We start from the raw sequence: 14,413 nt of genomic DNA, 5'->3' as shown, positions 1-14,413 counted from the left end.
CTATAATTGGCTTCAATAATATTGTCGACAATTTGATTGACTCTGAAAAACCCTTGCCGGGACTGGGCCGTTGCGACCGCCCGCCGGTCAGGCGGCCGGGCGAACCTCGCCGCCGGCGTGCGCCAGCCATTCGCGCAGCTCGGCCGAGGCGCGGTACAGGGGGACGTGGCCGCGTAGCAGTATCTGGGCGCTGCGCCGGTAGGCGGCGCTGGCGATCTCCAGCCCGCGTTCGCCTTGCCTGGCCACGATCGTGGTGTCGAGCACGCCCGCCGGATTCTCGATGCCGACCCGGCAATCGCCGAACTCCCCGCCCACGGCGGGAAGTCCGCGCGCCGCCGCGTGGGCGACGGTGCCGGGAATGAGCGCGGCCGACGCTATGCAGCAGCCGCCCGACACTGCCAGCGAGGCATGCGCCGTCTGCGGGGTGAAATAGCGCACCGCCAGATGCCCGCGCCCGCGCGCCGCGCCGACGATGCAGACCTTGGGCACGGTTTCGCTGCGAGCCAGCGCGGCCTCCGTGAGTCGCGTGCCGTCGCGCGCCTTCAGGCCCATGCGCAGGCCGGCGGCGATCCAGATCTTGCGCAAGGCCGCGATGAAGTCGCGGTCCGCCTCCAGCTCGGCGATGGGTTCGTGCGCGGTCTTGCCGAATTGCGCCGCATCGGCAATGACCATCGGAACCGCGACATCCACGCACGAGACCTGATAGCCTTCCACGTCATCGGTCGGGCGTCCAGTCGGGAGTAACATGCCGGTCTTCGCGCCCACCGGTTCGTGCAGGAAGAGATCGACGGCCGGGAACTCGCCATGGACGCCAGGTATGGCGGCCGCCTCCATCCCTCCCCCGCCGCGCCGCCAGACCTTGCCGGTCGTGACGACCCCCGTATTGGTGTTGCGTATCGCAATGGACCAGGGCCCCGGCTCGGCCGGGTCGGCCAGCCCCATGTCGAGCGCCCACAGCGGCAGGGCCGCCGACATGTTGCCGCAGTTGACGCTCCAGTCGACAGCCGCGGTCTGCGCAGCCAGCTGGGCCAGCGTGCTGGCCAGGCGGAGCCCGTCCGGCCCCGGCTCGACATCGGCGAAGAACACCTTGTTGCTGGTGGCGGGCCCGCGGCCCAGGCCCGTGATCTGGCGGTTGCCCGGAAGCTCGCCGTCCAGCGGCACGCCCATCAGGTGCCGCAGCAGCTCCTCCTTGAGCGCGAGGTCCGGCGGCGCCAGCGCCTCCCAGATGACCAGGCCGGTGGAGGTGCCGCCGCGCATGTGGTGAACGGGAAACTCCGGAACGCCATTTCGCAGGCGGACGGAAAAGTCGGCCGGGGGACAAAGCCCCTGGCGACGTCGATGATCGATGCTTGCGGACATGTTCCGCCTCCCGCTCGCCGGGGCGACGCCCGGCCGCCGCTTTTACTTGCCCTTGCCTTCGCCCTCGTAGGCGAACTTGCCATCGCGCACGATGCCCATCACGCGCGATCGCTCGTCGAAACCCTGGTGGTCGGAGGCCGTGATGTTCAGCACGCCGTTGGGCACCATCAGGTTGGACGTCGATTCGATGGCATCGCGCAGCGCCGCGCGGAATTCGGGCGTGCCGGGCTTGGCGCCCTTCTGCAAGGCGCGGCGTACCGCATCGTCAAGCAGCATCCACGCGCCCCAGGCATCGCCGGCGAATTGGGTGACCGAGCCGGCGCCGAACTTGGCCTCGTAGCGATCGACGAATTCCGTGGCCACCTTTTTCACCGGATGCGAATCGGGCAGGCCGTGGGCCACGACGCCGGGACCGGTCGGGAACAGCGTGCCTTCGACCGCCTTGCCCCCCAGGCGCAGGAACTCGGGCGTGGCGATGCCGTGGGTCTGGTAGAGCTTGCCGCGGTAGCCGCGATCGACCAGCGTCTTCTGCGGCAGCAGCGCCGGCGTCGAGGACGCCGCGACCAGGATCGCGTCCGGCTTGGCCAGCATCAGCTTGAGCACCTGGCCCGTCACCGAAGTATCGGTCCGGTTGTAGCGCTCGTTGGCCACGACCTTGATGCCGGCCTTCTGCGCCAGCGGCGAGAACTCGTTCCACCAGCTCTCGCCGTAGGAATCGTTGAAGCCGATGAAGCCCACGGTCTTGATGCCGGCGCGGGCCATGTGGCCGACGATGGCGCTCGCCATGAGCGAGTCGTTCTGCGGCATCTTGAACGCCCACTTGCGCTTGGGATCGGAATGGGGCTCGATGATGGAGGCGTTGGCCGCCAGCGCGACCATGGGAGTGCGGCTCTCGGCGATCACGTCCAGCACCGCGAGCGCCGCCGGCGTGGTGTTGGGGCCGACGAGGACATCGATGCGCTGCTCAGAGGTGAGCTTGCGCACGTTGGTCACCGTATTGGTGGGATCGGACGCATCGTCGAGGATGACGTAGTTGGCTTTCTGGCCTCCCAGCGTGGGCGGCCACATCATGACCACGTTCTTGGACGGAATGCCGATCGCGGCCGCCGGGCCCGTGGTGGCGATGTCGACACCCACGGTGATGTCAGCCCTCGCGGCGGACGCCAGCACGAGGCCGGCCAGCAGGAAGCCGCGCAATGCCCATGATTTCATTCTTAACCCCCGGTGTCAGTACCGGCCGGCCAAAGAAAACGCGCCATGAACGGCGGGGCCGGCCACGACGATAGTTTACGCTCCATGCCCAGGACGCGGGGCGCGGCGGATTATTCGAGCAGGTCCGCCCCCAGCTCGCCCGACGCGATGCGCACGTCCACTTCCGCCTGCAGCACGGCCTCGACCAGGTCCAGGTAGGTATTCTTCTTCTCGGCCACCGCCTGGATCGCATCGACCAGATCGAGGATGGAGCCCCGGCCGAGCGTGTAGGCATCCTGGGCCATCTGCCGCAAGCGTGGAACCATGGCCAGGCCCTCTTTCTCGAAGCGCTCGGCCAGTTGCTGGCGCCGGTCGAGCTGTTCGGTGGCGCGGCGCAGCTCGCCCTCTGCGGCGACCACGATGGCGCGGCTGCGCAGGCGCATGCCGTCGGCCTCGGCCGCCGCCCGGGCGATGGGTCCCTGGTTACGATCGAACAGAGGTATGGCGACGGAGACGCCGTATTCGGTGCTGCGGCCTTCGTTGTTGTTCAGCCGCCCCACCATGAAGGTGGGCGTGGGATAGGCCTCGCGCCGCTCGGCATCGAGCTGTTTCTCGGCGAAAGCCTGCTGGGCCAGCGCGGCTCGCACCGTCGGCAGGCGGTTCTGGGCTTGCGGCCACATGGTGTCGAAGCTCAGGGCCGTCCAGTGCGGCGCGATGGACCCGGCGGCCCGCGGCCGCCATGCCGGCGCGCCCACGCTGGCCGCCACCCGGGCCGACGCCTGCAGCGTCTCGGCCTGGGCCTGGGCCAATTGCGCATCGAGCGAAGCGCGCTCGATCTCGAGGCGCGTCAGGTCGTAGCGGCTGCGCGCCCCGGCCTGCACCTGCCCCTGGACAATGCGAAAGGCGCTCTCCAGGTCGTCCTTGGCATCGAGCCAGCGCTTCTCGCGCTCCTGAGCCACCAGCAGCGACATGAAGTCGCGTGCCGCTTCCTGCAAGGCCTGGGCGTACACCAGCCGCAGTTGCGCCCGTGCGGCCTCGACGCCGCTCCTCGCGCTTTCGATCCGCGCGCCGCGCTGGCCGAAGATGGGGATGTCCTGCGACAGCGTGGTTTCCCGCTCGCCCCGCTTGTGGGTGTAGGCCACGCTCGGATTGGAGAAGGTCTGGGCCGTCATCAGGTCGGCCTCGGCCATCGCCACCTGGGTGCGCTCGGCCTGCAGGGCCGGGCTGTTGTTCCTGACCAGCTCCAGCAGCTGGGGCAGCGTGACGTCGGTGCCGAGGGCCGGAGCATCGGCGGCGCGGGCCTGCGGCAGGCACAGCGCCAGCACCAGGAGGCAGAGGAACTTACGCATGATCGTTATCCGTCGTTGCAGCATCCCGCTCTTCGGCGGTCAGCATGCGCTTGGGTCCGAGCCACGCATAGAGCACGGGCAGGACGAACAGCGCCACCAGCGGCAGCACCGCCATTCCGCCGACCACCACGGAGGCGAACGGACGCTGCGTCTCGCTGCCTACCCCGGTGGACAGCGCCATGGGCAGCAGGCCGATCAGGCCAAGCAGCGCCACCATCAGGACGGAGCGCATGCGCTCGGCGGCGCCCTCGACCAGCGCCGGCAGCATGGCCACTCCCTCGCGCCGCAGGTTCTCGACCGCGCTCAGGACCAGCAACCCGGCCAGGGCCACCTGCCCCAGCAATGCGATGAAGCCGATGGCCGCGCTGATGGACAGGTCTATGCCCGTCAGGTGCAACGCGACGATCCCGCCTATCATCGCGAATGGCGCCGTGAGCAGGATGATGGATGCGCTGCGGGCGCTGCCGAGCGCGCTGAAGAGCAGCACGAACACCACCAGCAGCGACAAGGGCACGACGATCTTCAGGCGTTCGGCGGCGCGCTGCTGGTTCTCCCACTGGCCGCCCCACTGCGCGATGTAGCCTTCGGGCATTTTCACATCCTTGTTGAAGGCCGCGATGGCCTCCTTCACGACCGAGCCCATGTCGCGGCCCTGGACGTTGAACTTGAGCGCCATGTAGCGCGCATTGCCCTCGCGGAAAATCGAGGAGTTGCCCACCTTGAAGCTGATGCTGGCCAGCGCGTGCAGCGGCACGTAGGTACCGTCGGGCGCGGTGACGGGAATGTCGCGGATGCGCGCCTCGTCCATGCGGTCGACGAACGGCAGCCGTATCCGCACCGGCACGCTGCGCTCGCCCTCCCAGGCCGTGGTGACCACTTTGCCGGCCAGCGCGGTCTCTACCGCGGTATCGGCCACTTCCATGGAGATGCCATAGCGGGCCAGCGCTTCCCGGTCGAATTCGATGTGCAGTTGCGGCGCCGGCGCGTCGCGATAGAGGTCGAGATCCACCACGCCGTCGATATGGCCGACCGCCTCCTTGGTCTGCTGCAGGATGGAGCGCATGGTCTCGATCTCGGCGCCGTAGACCTTCAACACTACGTGCCCGCGCGCGCCCGAGGTCGACTCCTCCACGCTGTCGCGGATGGGCTGGGCGAAGTTGAACTGCACCCCCGGGATGTCGGCCAGCGACTGGCGCATCTGCGCGACCAGTTCATCCTTGGTCAGCCCCTTGCGCCACTGCTTGCGGTCCTTGAGCCGCACCAGGACCTTGGCGACGTTGATGGTCTCGTTGTCCGTGCCGTCCTCCGGCCGCCCCTGCTCGCTGGTCACCGAAATGGCCTCGGGCACCTGCTTCAGGCGCATGCGTATGGTGCGCAGCAGCTCCTGCCCCTTCTCCAGCGAGATCGATGGCGGCATCTGCACCAGCACGTAGGCGTCGCCCTCGTCGAGCTCGGGCAGGAATTCCGTACCCAGGTGGGAAGCGGCGTACAGCGCCACGGCCAGGGCCGCCAGGGCCACGATGAATACCTTGCGGCGATTGCGGCCGCTCTCGAGGATGCGGGCGATCCATCCCGAATAGGCATGGTGCATGCGCAGGAAGATGGCCGGTTCCGGCGCCACCACGTCCTTGGGCCGCAGCAGCAGTGCGCACAGCGCGGGTACCAGCGTGAGCGCGAACACCAACGCCCCGACCAGCGCGAAGGTGTAGGTCATCGCCAGCGGGCGGAAGATGCGCCCCTCGATGCTCTCGAGCGAGAACACCGGGATCAGGGCCGCGATCACGATGGCCATCGCGAAGAGGGTGGGCTTGGCGACCGACATCGCCGCCTCGATGATCAGCCCGTACATGTCGCGGCGCGAGGTGGGCTTGCGCAGCCTGGCCTTGTGGATGATCGCTTCGGTCAGTACCACCGCCCCGTCAACGATGATCCCGAAGTCGATCGCCCCCATGGAGATCAGGTTGGCCGGCATCCCGAGGAAATGCAGGCCGATGAACGCCACCAGCAGCGACAGCGGGATGACGACGGCCACGATCAGCGATCCGCGCAGGCTGCGCAGGAACAGCCATAGCACGCCGACGATGAGCGTCGCGCCGAAAAGCAGGTTGTGGTAGACCGTCTGCAAGGTGTGGTCGACGAGATGGGACCGGTCGTAGCTCGGTTCGATCCGCATGCCGGCCGGCAGCATGCGCGCGTTGATTTCGTCCACCTTCTTGTGGACCTGCTCGAGCACCTTGCTCGGGTTCTCGTCGCGCTTGAGCAGCACGATGCCCTCGACGATATCGTCTTCGTCGTCCATGCCGACCGAACCCTGCCGCGGCGTATAGGATTGCACCACGCGGGCCACGTCCTTAACGCGCACCGGGGTGTTGCCGTGCACGTCCAGCACGATGGTCTCGATGTCGCGCGGCGTGCGCAGGAGCCCGATGCCGCGGATGATGAGCGACTGCTCGCCTCGCCGCAGCAGCCCGCCGCCCACGTTCTGGTTGGACTTGGACACCGCGTCCACCACCTGGTCCAGCGTCAGGTTGTGCGCCATCAGCTTGGCCGGGTCCACTTCGATGTGGAACTCCTTGACGAATCCGCCCATGCTGACGACGTCGGCCACGCCCTGGATCTGCTTGAGCACGCGGGCCACGGTCCACTCCTGCTCCGAACGCAGTTGCGCCAGCGTATGGCGGTCGCTGTTGAGCCGGTAGTAGAAAATCTTGCCGAGCGGCGTATTGTCGGGCGCCATCTCGGGCGTCACCCCGTCGGGCAGGTCGGCCGACGGCAGCCGCTGGGTCACCTGCACCCGCGCATCGAAGCTCTTGGTGCCGTCGCCGAACACCATGGTGATCATGGACAGCCCGAAATAGCTCTCGGACCGCAGCGACACCAGCCCCGGCGTGCCGTTCAGCGCGCGTTCGAGCGGGAACGTCACCTGGCGCTCGACCTCCTCGGGCGCCAGACCCGGCGCGAGCGAGATGATGCCCACCTGCACGTTGGTGACGTCGGGATAGGCTTCGATGGCCGTATTCAGGAAAGCATAGACACCGTAGACCGCGACGATGAGCGTGGCGGTCAGCGCCACCAGGCGGCGGTGCACCACCAGCGCGATGAGAGAACGCATGGCGGGACCCTTTTAAAGCAGCTGGCTGGCGGCGCCGTCGAGCAGCAGTCCGCCCTTGACGACCACCTTGTCGCCCGGCTCGATGCCGGACAGCACCGGGATGTAGCCGTTGGAAGGCTGGCCCAGTACCACGGTCCGGGCCTCGAACACGGTATCGGACACCTGCACGAACACGATGGAGCGCTGGCCGTCCTTGATCAGCACGGCGTTCACCGGGACCGACAGCCCGTCGGCGCTGCGGATCCGGATGCCGGCGCGGGCCAGCATGCCGGCCCTCAGGTTGGGACTGGACTGGTCGAGCGTGATGAAGACCTGGCCCCGGCGGGTCTGCGCATTGAGCGAGGACCCGACCCGCAGCACCTTGCCGGTGAGCGGGCGATCGAGCGAAGCGACCACCACCTGTACGGGTGCCCCCTGGACGATGGTGCTGAGGTCGCTTTCGAACACGTCGGCATTGATCCACAGCGCGTTCGGATCGCCAACGGTGAACAGCGAGCCCGTGTCGGGCCCCACCGCGGCGCCCGGCATGGTGTTGCGGTTGATGACCACGCCCGCGCGCGGCGCCTTGAGCACAAGGGTGTCGCTGCCGCCGCCGCCCAGGAACCCGGCCGCGCGCGCCGCCACGTCGGCATTGTGGCGGGCCTCCTGCAGCTTGGCCTCGGCCACCACCAGCTCGGCCTCGATGCCTATGCCCTTTTCCATCATCAGCCGCTGCCGCCTGGCTTCCGCCTGGGCCACCTGCAGTTCGACCTGGGCGTTGGCGTAGTCGGCGCGTATGCGGGAGGCCTCCGGGCTGGATAGCGTGGCCAGCGGCGCCCCGGCCTTGACCACGTCCCCCACCTGCGCCTGTACCTGGACGATCCGGCCGGCGGCGGGCGCCACCACTTCGGCGACCTGCTCCTCGCGGAAAGCCACCCGCGCGGGCGCCCAGACCACGTGCTCGGCGCCCTCCGTGCCCATCTCCCGGATTTCCATGTACTTGAGCGAGGCCGGCTTGATCCGTACCTGGCCGGCAGGCAGCGGTGCGGGGTCTTCGGCGGCGGCGGACGAGGTTTGCTGCGGATCCGAGCACGCCGCCAGGGCGAGCAGGGAAATGGCGATGAAGCGGGAAAAACGCGGCGGCATGGGTACCCTTTGGCGATTGCGCCGGACGACCGTCCGCTGCGGCGGTCGCGACGAACCAGTATCCGAATCGGGAGATGTTAGCGACGCGTGCGAAGGCCGATCATGGCCGAAACATTACCGTTTGGTCATGCTTCCGAGACGCGGCAGGGTGATGCGCGCCACCAGCCCGGGCGCGGCGTCGTCCAGGTGCAACGTGGCGTGGTGCAGGCTGGCGATCGCCGTCACGCTGGCCAGCCCCAGCCCGTAGCCCGGCACGCGCCGGTTGAGCCGGAAGAACCGCGTGCCCACCTTGGAACGCTCGATGGCCTGGATGCCGGGCCCATTGTCCTGCACGACGAGGGACACCGTATCGCCGTCCTGGCGCGTGCTGACCGTGACCCGCGCCGGGCTGCCCGCGTACTTGATGGCGTTGTCGACCAGGTTGGCCACGGCGCTGGCGAGGAGATCCTTGTCGCCCGCCGCCATGACTTCGTCGTCCATGTGCACCCGCAATTCCACGCCTTTCTCTTCGGCCACGGGCTCGTAGAGCTCGGCCACGTCGGACACGATTTCGTTGAGGGATACCGGCTGGAAGGCCTGCCGGCGCGCGCCCGATTCCGCCTCGGCGATCTGCAGCAGCTTGTCGAACACCACGGTGAGCTCCTCGATCTCGCGGATCGCGAAGGCGGTCGCCTGCGCCACCTGGGCGGGGTCCGTGCCGGGACGGCTGGCCACTTCCAGCTTGGCGCGTATGCGCGACAGCGGCGTGCGCAGGTTGTGGGCGATGGTGTTGGAAACGTGGCGCACGCCGTCCATCAGGATCTCGATGCGGTCCAGCATCAGGTTGATGTCGTGGCTCAGGCGGGCGAACTCGTCGTCCTTGCCCGACACGGGAATGCGCTGGGTCAGGTCGCCCGCTTCGATCTGGGCCGCCGTGCGCCGGATCGCGCCCACCCGGCTTTCGAGCTGGTCGCGGAACACGACGGCGCCGACGATGGCCAGCAATACCGATATCACCGCCGCCGCCATCAGCGCATTGCCGATCAGCTGCTCGAGGTCTTTCTGGTCCCGCATGTCGCGGCCGACCACGAGGATGGAGCCGTCGGCCAGCTGCTCGGTGCGAAAACGGCTGTACGACGGTCGGCCGTCGCGCAGGACCTGCTTTTCGACGATGCCGAAAGTCGGCTTGAGCAAGTCCCGCGATACGGCAAGATTGCCCGCGATCTTCTTGCCCGACGCGGTAGCCAGCAGATAGACCTCGGTATCCGAATTGACGCCGTCGGTGAGCGTTTCGGTGATGTCGTCGGCGAGGCGCTCCAGGCCATAGGTATCGAAATGGCTCATCAGGCGATGGTTGGCCGACACCAGTTGCCGGTCGATCCGGTTCTGCAGCACGCCAATGGTCTGCACGTACAGCACCGACAGCAGCACCATCATGAACAGCACCACGGAGACGCCATAGCCCAGCGCCAACCGGAAAGCGACCGATTGCCACAAGCGGCGGGCGAAGGCCAGCGGCCCGGTCTGCCGCCCAGGATAGTCGCCGTAGGCCACGCTCAATGCGGCGCCGCCGAAATCATGTAGCCCACCCCGCGCACGGTGTGGATCAACGGCGGGGAAAAACCATTGTCGATCTTGTTGCGCAGGCGGCTGATCTGCACGTCGATGACGTTGGTCTGCGGATCGAAGCGGTAGTCCCAGACGGCTTCCAGCAACATGGTGCGCGTCACCACCTGCTCCTGGTTCAGCAGCAGGTAGACCAGCAGGCGGAACTCGCGTGGCTGCAGCGTGATGGTCTTGCCGTCCCGCTCGACGGTGCGTTTGGTCAAGTCGGCCTTGAGGTTGGCGATCCGCAGCTCGCGCACGTCGTCGCGCGCCCTCGCCCGGCGATACAGCGCGTCCAGCCGCGCCGCCAGCTCGGAAAACGCGAACGGCTTGGTGAGATAGTCGTCGCATCCGCCGCGCAGCCCGCGCACGCGCTCGTCGAGTCCCGCCAGCGCGCTCAGGATCAGCACCGGCGTGGTCTTGCCGATGCCGCGCAAGGTGGTCAGGATGGACAGGCCGTCGACGTCGTTGGGGAGCATGCGATCCAGGACGATGACGTCCCAGGTCTCGGTCATTGCGCGATTGAGCCCTTCGGCGCTGTCGCGGCAGGCGGCCACCTCGTGGCCGGCTTCCTTGAGGCCATTGCAGATATAACGCGACGTATCGATTTCGTCTTCTATGACCAGGCAACGCATGGCGGCAAACGATTCCTGACGGGTTGAGACCTCGGCGCGCGTGGGCCGCGCCGCTTCCTATAGTCTACCCTCGTTGCCGCGGGAGAGGCCCCGGGGCCCGCTCACCCTAAGCCTCGATGACCGCGTCCAGGAACTGGCGCGTGCGCGCCTGGGCCGGATGGGCGAACACCTCCGGGGACGGACCGTCCTCCAGGATGCGGCCTGACTCGAAGAAGAGCGTGCGGTCGGAACTGCGTTCGGCAAACCTCATCTGGTGCGTGACGATGATCATCGTCATGGTCCGGCGCGCCGACAGCTCCCGCATGATCTCCAGCACGCCGCCCACCAGCTCGGGATCCAGGGCGGAGGTCACCTCGTCGAACAGCATCACCTCGGGCCGCATGGCCAAGGCCCGCGCGATGCCGACCCGCTGTTTCTGCCCGCCGGAAAGATTGCCGGGATACTGGTCGAGCTTGTCGCCCAGCCCTACCATGTCCAGGTACTCGCGCGCCCGCTGCTCGGCTTCTTCCTTGCTCAGTCCCAGCACGTGCCGCGGCGCCTCGGCCACGTTGCGCAGCGCGGTCATGTGGGGAAACAGGTTGAAGTGCTGGAACACCATGCCGATCTTGCCGCGCACCTTGCGCACGTGGGAAGGCCGGGCCGGGACTTCCTGGCCGCCCTGCTCCTGCGTCCACATCGACTCGCCATCGATCAGGATGCGGCCGGCATCCGGGCGCTCCAGCGTCATCAACAGGCGCAGCAACGTGGACTTCCCCGATCCCGACGGCCCGATCAGCGCGACGGTCTGCCCGGCCGGGATGTGCAGGTCTATCCCCCGCAGCACCTCCACCTCGCCATAGCGCTTGTGGACATTTTCCAAGGTGACACTGGCACTCATGCTTTCTCCGTGGTTGGGGCGCCCGTCAGCGCGCGGGGCCGGGGCCCGCTTTTTTCACCAGCCAGGCGGCCGCCAGGCTCAGCGCCAGGAAGATCAGGCCCACCAGAGTGAGCGGCTCGGTATAGCGGAAGGTGGCCGAGCCGGCGATCTTGCTGGCCTGGAGCAATTCGACCACGGTAATGGCCGACAACAGCGGCGTATCCTTGAACATGGCGACGAAATAATTGCCCAGCGCCGGCATGACCGGCGGAATCGCCTGTGGCAGGATGATGTCCCTCAGCGTGCGCCAGCGCCCCAGGTTGAGCGCGAGCGCGGCTTCCCACTGCCCACGCGGCACGCTCTCCAGGCCGGCCCGGTATACCTCGGCGCAATACGCCGCGTAGTGCACGCCGAGCCCCAGTACTCCGGTGGCGAGCGGCGAAAACTGCACGCCGGTGACGGGCAGCACATAAAACAGGAAGAACAACTGCATCAATAGCGGCGTGCTGCGCACGAACTCTATGAGCAGCGCCGCGCTCCAGGCCATGGGCTGGAACCGCGCCCGCCGCATCAGGGCCAGCGCCAGCCCCAGCGTCACGGCCAGCAGCATGCCGAGCAGGGTGGCCTGCACGGTGACTGCCAGTCCGTCCATCAGCGTGGGCAGGACCTCGCGCGCGAAAGCCCAGTCGAATACCGGCCGATCGGCGGGCGCCATCATGCGCGCCCCCGGTGGCGGCTGGCCCGCCGCTCCAGCAGGCGCATGCCGCCATTCAACGCCTGGGCCACCACGAAGTACATCACCAGCACGAGACTGAACACCTCCACCGTGCGGAAGGTCTCGCTGCGCAGCAGCTGCGCGCTGAAAGTCAGGTCGGTAATGGTAATCAGCGACACCAGCGCGGTGTTCTTCAGCAGCTCGATCAGCAGGTTGCCGGCCGGCGGCAGCATGAGACCGACGGCCTGCGGGAGCAGGACGCGCCACAGCGTGGCGCGCGGCGTCATGTTGAGGGCGATGGCGGCCTCGGCCTGCCCCCGCGGCACGCCGGCGATCGCGCCGCGCACGATCTCCGCCCCATAGGCGCCGGTGTGCAGGCCCAGGACGAGGATGCCGGCCCAGAGTGCCGGCAGCCGCAGGCCGAGCAGCGGCAGCACGTAGTACACCCAGAAAAGCTGCACCAGCGCCGACGTTCCCCGGAACACTTCCACGTAGCAGGCGGCCGGCCAGGACAGATAGGGCCGGCGCGACAGCCGGCCGAGTCCCGCCAGCAGCGCGGCCGGCACCGCCAGCACCGCGGCGCCGGCCGTGATCTGCAAGGTCAACCACAAGCCGCGCAGCAGAGGCGGCAGCAGATCCGCCATCTCGGTCATGACGGCTCGGGCACGGCGGCGGCCTCCTGGCCGCACAGCCGGGCGGCCGTCACAGCGCCCGGCAGCTCGCGTTCGGTAAACCCGAAAGGCTGGACCAGGCGCAGGTGTTCCGGTGTGCCGATGAAATGCGCCAGCTCGCGATCGAACGCCTCGCGCAAGGCCACGTCGCCCTGGCGGAAGCCGAAAGCGCCGTAGCCCCTCACCGGGACGCCGTTCTCCGTGGGCTGGACAAACTTCGCGACCTTGTCGATCTGCCAGTCCGGCACCTTGGTCAACACATAGTTGAGAGTCAGGGCCGTGGCCGCATAGACGTCGGCCCGGCCGGCCACCACGCCCTCCACCGCGCTCACGACGTCGGGAAACACCACCACCTGCGACGGCGGCACCCCGGCGCGCGCGGCATAGTCGTTCTGCACCGCGCCCACGACCACGCCGACCCGCGCCGACGGATCGGCCGCCACGTCCGCGTAGCCGTGCAACTGGCGCGCGTTGTCGGTGCGCTGCAGGAAGCCGTCGCCGACGCCATAGGTGGGATTGGAAAAGGCGATCTGCCTGCACCGGTCGGGCAGGACGTACATACCGGCGGCGATGATGTCGAAGCGGCCCGCCTGCAGGCCCGGGATCAGCGCGCCGAATTCGGTCAGCACGCCCTCGACCTCAGGTATGCCGAGGCGCCCGAGCACCACGCGTGCGATTTCAGGGGCCTCGCCGGTCAGCCGGCCGGCACGGCTGTCCATGAAAGCGAATGGCGCCTCGTTGGCGTAGCCGATACGTATCTTGCCGGCCTGGATGGCGCGCTGCAGGCCGTCTGCCGGAGCGGCCGCATCCGGGGCGGCGCCGGCGGCCCCGGCACGCGGAGCAACCGCGGCCAACCAGACTGCCGTCCACGTCGCGAGAAAAAAACGAGTCATGAGCTACCCAGGAAATATCTGGGCAAATCATATCTCTTAACAATATTTCAGTTCAAATCAATTGAAGGCGAATGATCGATAGGCGAGCCGTGCCCGCCCTAATCCCGCCCCTCGGGCGCGCCGAGGGGAAAGAGATGCCGATAGGGGCGCGCCTCGTCCAGCGCCCGCGCGTAGCTGGGTCGCGCGAGCAGGCGGTCGCGATACGCCCAGACGTGGTCGAAGCTGTCGGGAATCGCATAAGACCAGTGGGCATAGAGCAGCGCCGGGGCGGCCGCGCAGTCGGCCAGGCTGAAGGCCTCGCCGGCCGCCCACTCCCGCTCCGCCATGTGGCGGTCGAGCACCGCGTACGCGGTGTCGAAGGCGGCCTTCCACTTCGCGCAATCCTCGCCGTCGTCGGCTTCGCGTCCGATCGCCGCATAGACGATGCGCTGCTGCGGATAGCTGATGTAATGGTCGAAGAATCGATCCCACATGCGGGCTTCGACCGCCGCATGCGGATCGTCGGGGATCAGGCGAGGGGTATCGGGATGAAGGACGTCGAGGTACTCGATGATGCTGGTTGCCTCGAATACCGTCCGGTCACCATCGACGAGCAAGGGGAATTTCCCGATGGGCCAGCGGGCGGCGAATTCGCTCGCCACCGGCTCGCTGCCGTCCAGGATTCTGGCTTGGAAAGGCACGCCCTTTTCGTAGAAGGCCGTCTTGACCTTCTGCGAATAGGACGAAAACGGGTGCAGGTACAAGGACAAGGCCATTTCCGTCTCCTTGTTTCGCCGCACGCCGGCGCCACGCCAACCTGACCTGCTCTGAGAAATTCGCGCCACACGGTGTTTGAGAAAATAGCTTCCGACGCGAGAAGGAAGCGAGATGAAGAAGGCAAGGTACAGCGAAGAGCAGATTGTGCGGATACTGCGTGAGGCCGA

The 14,413-nt window shown here is 67.7% G+C and carries 12 protein-coding genes; all 12 read right to left on the bottom strand.

Going from position 1 to position 14,413, the window contains the following annotated elements; genetic code table 11:
• Positions 1-87 precede the first annotated feature (87 nt).
• The 12 genes from CDO44_RS27000 to CDO44_RS26940 all read right to left on the bottom strand — a co-directional run bounded on the left by CDO44_RS27000 (position 88) and on the right by CDO44_RS26940 (position 14,245).
• Positions 88-1,257 carry a PrpF domain-containing protein gene (locus tag CDO44_RS27000; protein WP_087783373.1) on the bottom strand — a complete coding sequence of 390 codons (1,170 nt, stop codon included), beginning with the start codon at positions 1,255-1,257 and terminating at the stop codon, positions 88-90.
• A gap of 144 nt (positions 1,258-1,401) precedes the next feature.
• On the bottom strand, positions 1,402-2,571 hold the full coding sequence (locus CDO44_RS26995; protein ID WP_087783372.1) for an ABC transporter substrate-binding protein: 1,170 nt from the start codon (positions 2,569-2,571) through the stop codon (positions 1,402-1,404).
• Between the two features lie 110 nt (positions 2,572-2,681).
• Positions 2,682-3,899: a TolC family protein gene (locus tag CDO44_RS27540; protein WP_158213457.1), complete on the bottom strand. Its 1,218-nt coding sequence runs from the start codon at positions 3,897-3,899 to the stop codon at positions 2,682-2,684.
• On the bottom strand, positions 3,892-7,011 hold the full coding sequence (locus CDO44_RS26980; RefSeq protein ID WP_087783371.1) for an efflux RND transporter permease subunit: 3,120 nt from the start codon (positions 7,009-7,011) through the stop codon (positions 3,892-3,894). Before CDO44_RS26980 ends, CDO44_RS27540 begins: the two co-directional genes overlap by 8 nt.
• 12 nt (positions 7,012-7,023) lie before the next feature.
• Positions 7,024-8,136, bottom strand: coding sequence for an efflux RND transporter periplasmic adaptor subunit (locus CDO44_RS26975; protein ID WP_087783370.1), 1,113 nt, complete (start codon positions 8,134-8,136; stop codon positions 7,024-7,026).
• Positions 8,137-8,250: 114 nt separating this feature from the next.
• Positions 8,251-9,669 (bottom strand): HAMP domain-containing sensor histidine kinase, encoded by a 1,419-nt coding sequence (locus CDO44_RS26970; RefSeq protein ID WP_233146387.1) that lies wholly within the window; start codon positions 9,667-9,669, stop codon positions 8,251-8,253.
• Between the two features lie 2 nt (positions 9,670-9,671).
• Positions 9,672-10,355: a response regulator transcription factor gene (locus CDO44_RS26965; RefSeq protein WP_087783369.1), complete on the bottom strand. Its 684-nt coding sequence runs from the start codon at positions 10,353-10,355 to the stop codon at positions 9,672-9,674.
• A gap of 106 nt (positions 10,356-10,461) precedes the next feature.
• Positions 10,462-11,232 (bottom strand): ectoine/hydroxyectoine ABC transporter ATP-binding protein EhuA, encoded by a 771-nt coding sequence (gene ehuA / locus CDO44_RS26960; protein WP_087783368.1) that lies wholly within the window; start codon positions 11,230-11,232, stop codon positions 10,462-10,464.
• A 25-nt stretch (positions 11,233-11,257) separates the two neighbouring features.
• Positions 11,258-11,926 carry an ectoine/hydroxyectoine ABC transporter permease subunit EhuD gene (gene ehuD / locus CDO44_RS26955; RefSeq protein ID WP_087783431.1) on the bottom strand — a complete coding sequence of 223 codons (669 nt, stop codon included), beginning with the start codon at positions 11,924-11,926 and terminating at the stop codon, positions 11,258-11,260.
• Entirely contained in the window at positions 11,926-12,570 is a 645-nt protein-coding gene (gene ehuC / locus CDO44_RS26950) for an ectoine/hydroxyectoine ABC transporter permease subunit EhuC (RefSeq protein ID WP_198951467.1), read from the bottom strand. Before ehuC ends, ehuD begins: the two co-directional genes overlap by 1 nt.
• A gap of 5 nt (positions 12,571-12,575) precedes the next feature.
• On the bottom strand, positions 12,576-13,490 hold the full coding sequence (gene ehuB / locus CDO44_RS26945) for an ectoine/hydroxyectoine ABC transporter substrate-binding protein EhuB (RefSeq protein WP_087783366.1): 915 nt from the start codon (positions 13,488-13,490) through the stop codon (positions 12,576-12,578).
• A 98-nt stretch (positions 13,491-13,588) separates the two neighbouring features.
• The gene (locus tag CDO44_RS26940; protein WP_087783365.1) at positions 13,589-14,245 is read right to left on the bottom strand and encodes a glutathione S-transferase family protein; all 657 of its coding nucleotides are present in this window, start codon (positions 14,243-14,245) and stop codon (positions 13,589-13,591) included.
• Between the last annotated feature and the right edge of the window lie 168 nt (positions 14,246-14,413).

It is taken from the genome of Pigmentiphaga sp. NML080357, assembly GCF_002188465.1.
Classification (GTDB): Bacteria; Pseudomonadota; Gammaproteobacteria; order Burkholderiales; family Burkholderiaceae_B; genus Pigmentiphaga.
The sequence above is the reverse complement of the archived record's forward strand: the minus strand, read 5'-3'. Positions and strand labels throughout refer to the sequence as shown.

Coding starts and splice junctions, on each gene's coding strand:
- CDO44_RS27000 (WP_087783373.1), bottom strand. CDS start 1,257: ATGCGCGGCGGCACCTCCACCGGCCTGGTCATCTGGGAGGCGCTGGCG.
- CDO44_RS26995 (WP_087783372.1), bottom strand. CDS start 2,571: ATGAAATCATGGGCATTGCGCGGCTTCCTGCTGGCCGGCCTCGTGCTG.
- CDO44_RS27540 (WP_158213457.1), bottom strand. CDS start 3,899: ATGCGTAAGTTCCTCTGCCTCCTGGTGCTGGCGCTGTGCCTGCCGCAG.
- CDO44_RS26980 (WP_087783371.1), bottom strand. CDS start 7,011: ATGCGTTCTCTCATCGCGCTGGTGGTGCACCGCCGCCTGGTGGCGCTG.
- CDO44_RS26975 (WP_087783370.1), bottom strand. CDS start 8,136: ATGCCGCCGCGTTTTTCCCGCTTCATCGCCATTTCCCTGCTCGCCCTG.
- CDO44_RS26965 (WP_087783369.1), bottom strand. CDS start 10,355: ATGCGTTGCCTGGTCATAGAAGACGAAATCGATACGTCGCGTTATATC.
- ehuA (WP_087783368.1), bottom strand. CDS start 11,232: ATGAGTGCCAGTGTCACCTTGGAAAATGTCCACAAGCGCTATGGCGAG.
- ehuD (WP_087783431.1), bottom strand. CDS start 11,926: ATGGCGCCCGCCGATCGGCCGGTATTCGACTGGGCTTTCGCGCGCGAG.
- ehuC (WP_198951467.1), bottom strand. CDS start 12,570: ATGGCGGATCTGCTGCCGCCTCTGCTGCGCGGCTTGTGGTTGACCTTG.
- ehuB (WP_087783366.1), bottom strand. CDS start 13,490: ATGACTCGTTTTTTTCTCGCGACGTGGACGGCAGTCTGGTTGGCCGCG.
- CDO44_RS26940 (WP_087783365.1), bottom strand. CDS start 14,245: ATGGCCTTGTCCTTGTACCTGCACCCGTTTTCGTCCTATTCGCAGAAG.